The sequence below is a fragment of the Thiolapillus sp. genome (assembly GCF_048562965.1).
In the GTDB taxonomy this organism is placed as follows: Bacteria; Pseudomonadota; Gammaproteobacteria; order Chromatiales; family Chromatiaceae; genus Thiolapillus; species Thiolapillus brandeum_A.
Genome location: NZ_JBHNMF010001146.1, coordinates 1 through 834 on the forward strand (window position 1 = coordinate 1; position 834 = coordinate 834).

3 protein-coding genes are annotated in these 834 nt (G+C 57.0%); all 3 read right to left on the reverse strand.

The features are described 5' to 3' along the window. Positions 1-301: hypothetical protein (locus ACOCD2_RS22905; RefSeq protein ID WP_419626207.1), on the reverse strand; the 301-nt coding region annotated here is incomplete at its 3' end. 35 nt (positions 302-336) lie between these two features. Next, positions 337-528 carry a hypothetical protein gene (locus ACOCD2_RS22910; RefSeq protein ID WP_293682073.1) on the reverse strand — a complete coding sequence of 64 codons (192 nt, stop codon included), beginning with the start codon at positions 526-528 and terminating at the stop codon, positions 337-339. 37 nt (positions 529-565) lie between these two features. Further along, positions 566-834, reverse strand: a 269-nt coding sequence (gene tnpB / locus ACOCD2_RS22915) for an IS66 family insertion sequence element accessory protein TnpB (protein WP_293650935.1), incomplete at its 5' end; no start/stop codon positions are given.

Below are 834 nucleotides of genomic sequence, written 5' to 3' on the forward strand. Positions count from 1 at the left end.
CTTCGAGGGAGACTTCCAGCTCGGCTTCGTCGAACAACTCACCCTGGAAGGGCAGCTTCTCGCTGCGTGCGCCGAACTTGCGCAGCCGCGCCAGGCGCAGCTGCTCTTCCATCAGTCGGAGCAGCTTCTGTTGCTCGGCGATGAGTGCCTCCCGCTCTTTGAGCAGGGCCTGCTGTTGCACCAGAAGACGGTCTTTCTCTTCCAGAGAGCGATCTTTTTCTTCAAGAATCCGAAGCAGATCGGCTGAAGGGAACGATGCTGGGGCAGAGGGATTCGGGGAAGTGTCCAGCACCGGTTTCATGCAGCATATTCTATCATTTTCAATCGCTTATCGCATCAGAAAGTGGCCTCGTATTGCAACTTTCTGTGGCCTTTCATGGCCCCGATGTCATAGCCATCGAGGAGCCAGTTGATCTGCTGCCCGGTCAGCCGCTGCCAGCCATGGAGAGCGAAGCGAAGGCTGGTAGTCCCCAGTAGCCGCGAGGCCGCACTGTTTTCCCTGCGTGCCTTGCGCCAGAGGGAAAACAAAGTAGGCCTCCGAACGCGGCGTCCAGTCATATGGGAGTCAAGTACGGAGCAGCAACGAGCTTGCGAAGTTGTTGCGTAGTGCTTGGTGACCAGGACGGCTGGGGCACAAATAGGTTGTCAAAGGCTGAGTCGATTTTGGGGACTGGGATGTCCCAAAATCTATCACGAGGCCGAAGACACGCTTGGAAACCAGCTCCTCCTCACCACCCGGCCAGTGAAACTTCTCCTCGGCCAGGCTCTTGTAATAGAGCACGAAGCCATTGTCTTCCCAATACAGAAGCTTGATCTTGTCCCGCCGCCGGTTGG